This is a genomic window from Bifidobacterium jacchi (assembly GCF_009078285.1).
In the GTDB taxonomy this organism is placed as follows: Bacteria; Actinomycetota; Actinomycetes; order Actinomycetales; family Bifidobacteriaceae; genus Bifidobacterium; species Bifidobacterium jacchi.
This window is the reverse complement of record NZ_RQSP01000051.1, coordinates 1-4,576: the sequence shown is the minus strand read 5'-3', so window position 1 is coordinate 4,576 and position 4,576 is coordinate 1. Positions and strand designations below refer to the sequence as shown.

The 4,576-nt window shown below is 61.7% G+C and carries 3 protein-coding genes and 1 pseudogene; 1 reads left to right on the top strand and 3 read right to left on the bottom strand.

The annotated features are described in order from the left end of the window. The coding region (locus tag EHS19_RS11465; RefSeq protein ID WP_241677192.1) for an energy-coupling factor transporter transmembrane component T at positions 1-468 on the top strand (468 nt) is incomplete at its 5' end. A gap of 36 nt (positions 469-504) precedes the next feature. On the opposite strand, the gene EHS19_RS09480 is transcribed toward EHS19_RS11465, so the two are convergent. From EHS19_RS09480 to EHS19_RS09470, 3 genes and pseudogenes are all read right to left on the bottom strand, one after another. Further along, positions 505-2,676, bottom strand: coding sequence for an LTA synthase family protein (locus EHS19_RS09480; RefSeq protein ID WP_151917514.1), 2,172 nt, complete (start codon positions 2,674-2,676; stop codon positions 505-507). 244 nt (positions 2,677-2,920) lie between these two features. Beyond that, on the bottom strand, positions 2,921-3,844 hold the full coding sequence (locus tag EHS19_RS09475) for a metal ABC transporter solute-binding protein (RefSeq protein WP_151917513.1): 924 nt from the start codon (positions 3,842-3,844) through the stop codon (positions 2,921-2,923). 197 nt (positions 3,845-4,041) lie between these two features. Next, a pseudogene (locus EHS19_RS09470) lies at positions 4,042-4,576 on the bottom strand (hypothetical protein); the annotation flags it as partial.

Sequence of the window (4,576 nt, the reverse complement as noted above, 5' to 3'; positions counted from 1 at the left end):
CTCTACACATGTCGTCTCGCGCTGGTGATCATTCTTGGCGCGGTGTTCCTCGCCACGACCACGCCGACCGCGATGACCGACGCCTTCGGTTCGCTGCTGTCGCCGCTGCGTCGTTTCGGCATGCACACGCAGGAGGTGGCGTTGGTGATGAGTCTTGCGCTGCGTTTTCTGCCCACGCTCGGCGCGGAGGTGCGATCGATCGTCGACGCGCAGTCGGCGCGCGGCGGCGGCATCGAGACCGGCTCTCCGATGCGCAGGATGCGCGCGATGGCGGCGATCATCGTACCGGTGTTCGTCGGCGCGCTGCGCCATGCGGATCATCTCAGTCTGGCGCTCGACGCACGCTGCTACGAGGAAGGCGCGCGGCGCACGCATTGGCGCAGGCTTCGCGTCGGCGGCCTTGACGTGGCGTTCATCGTGACCGCAGTCGTCTACATCGCCGCGCTGGTCGCGCTGGCGTTCATCTGATCATTGCGGCACCGCCTGAACCGCTGCGACAGCCGATCACTGGCCGGGCAGCGTCATGAATCCGGAATCCTTGAGATAGTTGTTCCCCGCGGTGATGTCGTACTGGATGAGTCTGTAGTCGGCGAGCAGCTGACGCGTCTGCTCATCGAAATCGCTTTCCGCCATCGGCTTGCCGTTCCTGTCGAGGTACAGGCTCTGGCCTTCGGGGATGCGATCCCACCCCTGGATGGAGTTGACGACCGGCGGCTCCATAGCGGATATCCTCTCGTGCATGTCGGTCAGGAACGCAAGATAGGGCGACACCTTCGCGTTCATGTGCTCGGCCGCCTGCGCGACGAAGAAGTTCGGCGACGAGTACGCGTCGTTGTCGATGTTGCTGCCACGGGAATCGGATGCCTTGTTCGACCAGATGAAGTAGTCGGTCAGATGCAGGGCGAGCGAGTTGTTGGCATCCGCGCCGGCCGTCTCGTAGATGCCGGGCAGATGATCGCCGTAGAAGACGACCGTGATCGGCTTGTCGAGCTCGTCGAGTTGGTCGAGGAAGTCCTGCGTCGCCTCGTCGGTGATGCTGGCGCCCTTCTGATAGGTTTCGATCGATGTGGTCTCGGTCTTCTCCAGCGGCTGTGCGGGATCGGTGGACTCGGCGGTGAAGTCGTTGTCCTTGTACCAGTTGTGGTAGGGCATGTGGTTCTGCATCGTGATGATCTGGATGAACTGGTTGTCATCGCTCTTGGCGATCTCCTCCAGCGCGCTGCGGTAGGTGGCCGCGTCGGAGACGTATGGGGACTTGTCGATCTTGTCCTGGTATTTGATGATGTCGTTGCCCTGATCGTCGCCGGTGAGCGTATAGAAGTGGGAGAACCCGAACTTGGCGTAGTTGGTCTGCCGCGAGTACATCGACGCCTCGTAGGGATGGAACGCCTCGGAGAATCTTGCGGCGCCCCACATCTGGTTGATGGTCGGCGTCCAATGCTCGCCGGGCACGAGCTGCTGGTAGGGGCTGGTCAGCGACGAGTCGAAGTTGGCCATGCTCATGCCGGTAAGCCCCATGTATTCGAGATTGGCGGTGCCGCCGCCGTATCCGGACGACAGCATAAGGCCGGACGTGGTGCCGCTCTTGATCCTGCGGATGTTGGGCATGGAATCCTTGTTCACCTTGAGTCCGGGCACGCGCGAGGGGTCGGAGAACGATTCGGACAGCACGTAGATCACCGTCGAATCGGTCATATTGGCGCTGCGGGTCTTGTTGATGCGCTCCGCCTCGGCCTGATAGCGTTCGGCAAGCTTGGCCATCGTCTCCTCGCTGTAGTCCGCCGGCCGCTCCATGATGCGCGGATTGAGCTGACGGGTGAAGGAGACGATCGGACCGTTGCGCTGGGCATCGTAGACGGAATCCCACATCGAGGGCTTGTCACCGAGCGCGGTGGCAAAGGCCTTCGCCCATGAACCGACCGTGCTGACCTGCGAGATGTATGCGCCGAAGCACAGCGCGGGAAGAATCACCAGCAGCATGCGCACGCAGATGCCCATGCCCTTGTTGTCGAAGCGCACCATGCGGCCTGAACGGCCATCGACTCGATACAGCAGGAAGCACACGACGACCGCGGCGAGGAAGATCGCGACCATCCCGACGATCGTGCGCCATGCGCCAGCGGGCATGAAGCTGAGCAGACTGCCCTTGTTCGAGCCGAGGAAGCTCAGATCGGACGGCAGCACGGCCTCGTAGCGGATGCGCACCTTGAAATGCTCGATCACGGCGAGGATCATCGGTATGGCAAGAAACACCGGCGTCGCAATCCAGAACCAGTTGATGAGCATGAGCGCGATCAGATAGATGACGCCCCACAGCAGCAGATTGAGCACGAGCACGAAGTTGCCCTGCGTCCACATCTTGGTGACGAATCCCCAGCCGACCGTGGGACTGGACAGCTTGACGCGCGTGCTCGACTGCGACACGCCCCACTGCATGATGGCCACGGCGGCGAGGTCGAAGAGGATGAAGAACACGGCATACAGCCATCCGGGGAACGGCTTGCTGTGGAATTTGAACCAGCGGCGTTCGTCGCGATCGTCATGATCATCATGATCGTCATGATCGTCATGATCATCGCGATCATCGTGAATGCCTTGAACGTCGTTGCCGCGCGTATCCGCCTCCTGCGCGGCGGTGATCATCGATTCATCCCCATCTATGGCTGTATTGGTCATAACCTGCACTTCACCATCAGTTTGCTTACCGGACATCTGCCACTATTGTTCCCGGCATCGCTGACAACGACGGCGACACCGGCCGGGGATTCCATGATTTCTTCACCAATCGTGCCGCAATCATGGTGCATCCCAGGCCGGTGCCTGGTCGTCGGCGTTGCCCGCCGACGCGAAGAGGAGGAGCGACGGCTGGCATGTCGTGACGTCACCGGATATCGTCTGGCATCCAGTGACGTCGCTCGAATCACGCGTTGGCGAACTGGTCCACCAACGCGCTCATCCAGTCAAGCAGGTCGCTGTATTCCGCCGGCATCTGCTCGGTGAGCTCCACGATCGGCACGTTTGCCTCCTTGGCGGCGGAGGTGATCTGATCGGTGGTGGAGTTGGCCTCCTGCGAGTTGAAGACCAGCATCCTGATGGATTTGCCGTCCTTGAGCGCATCCTGGAATGCCTTGATGTCGGACGGGGTCGGCTCGCTTTCGTTGGCGGATGCCTGGGCGTAGCCGGTGGGCGTGGCGTCGGTCATCTTGAGGTCGTCGGCCAGATACCACGCCACGGACTCGGTGGCTGCGTAGGGAAGGCCGGCGGTCTTGGCGGAGGTCTCCTTGATCTTGGATTCGAGCGTGTCCTCCTTGGCGTGCCAGTCCTTGTTGAGCTTGGCGTAGTCGTCCTTGTGGTCGGGGTCGGCCTTCTGGTAGGCGGCGGTGATCGCGTCGGCGGTGGCGGAACGCACCTTGGCGGAGAACCAGACATGCGGGTTGTCGCCTTCCTTGATGTCGGCGGTTTCAGCGGCGTCCACCAGAGTGGCTTTGGTGGATTCGGCGGCCTTGGACGCCCAGGGGTCGTAGTCGGCGCCGTTGACCACGGCGACCTTCGCGGAGCCGAACTTGGCGACGTCCTGCGCAGTGGGCTCGTAGTCGTGCGCCTCCACGTTGGTCTTGGTCATGATGTTGGTGACTTCGACGTTGTCGCCACCGAGGTCGGCGGCCACCGAACCCCACTGGTTGATCGAGGCGACGACCTCGATTTTGCCGGAGGATGCGGCGGTGCTGGAATCGGACTCGGTGTTGCTGTCGGCGTTGCTGGAACCGCAGGCGGTCATCGAGAACAGGGTCGCGGCAGCAGCCGCGACGGCGAATGCACGCTTGACATTGGACATGATGGACATGGTTTGGGTTTCCTCTCTATTTCAACTGCCAGGCCGGGCGATTCTGCTGTTGCTGCATCATCGCCCGGCCACCAACACAACAGAATAACACATATTGAGAATTATTATCATTTGCATTTGTTTCGGCGTGTCCCCATCTGCCGCGCGACCCATCACAGTCTTCGCCCAATCCCAAGCAGTGCTGCATCCGCACACACTCAGACACGTGGCAAAGTCGCGCCGGCCGCCGCGTGCACCAACTCCGTCAGACTTACGGTATGGGCGTCCTCGCAAATCAGCGCATCGCGGCCGGCTATGGCGCGAATAATGTCGCGGCACCGGCACTCCCCTTCTGCATCCAGATGACGCGCCAGACAGCCGGCTCCAACCACCGGCAGTTCCAGCACGCAAGAAGCCTCACGAATCAGGCGGGATACCACGACACCGGTGGAGCGTTCATCATAGACGCCATCCTCCTCCCCCATGCCGTACAGACACAGCCGGTCGTCGTCAAAGAATCGCTCCTCGAACTCGTCGAGCCCCACCGCATTGGCGACGGCACCGACGAACAGCGGCATGCGCCAGCCATCGAAACTGAACAGATCCGATAGATACTGCGCCACCAGCGCACCCTCAAGACCGACCGGCAACGAGACAAGGAACGCCTCAGGCACCGGGAACGGCAGGGATTCCGACGACGAGGCCGCAGAAGCATCCATAGCATCCGACGCCCCACCCCCTTCAATCCCCGGC

What these genes read in the sequence shown, in the direction of transcription:
- EHS19_RS09480 (WP_151917514.1), bottom strand. Translation starts at nt 2,676, where the DNA reads ATGACCAATACAGCCATAGATGGGGATGAATCGATGATCACCGCCGCG.
- EHS19_RS09475 (WP_151917513.1), bottom strand. Translation starts at nt 3,844, where the DNA reads ATGTCCATCATGTCCAATGTCAAGCGTGCATTCGCCGTCGCGGCTGCT.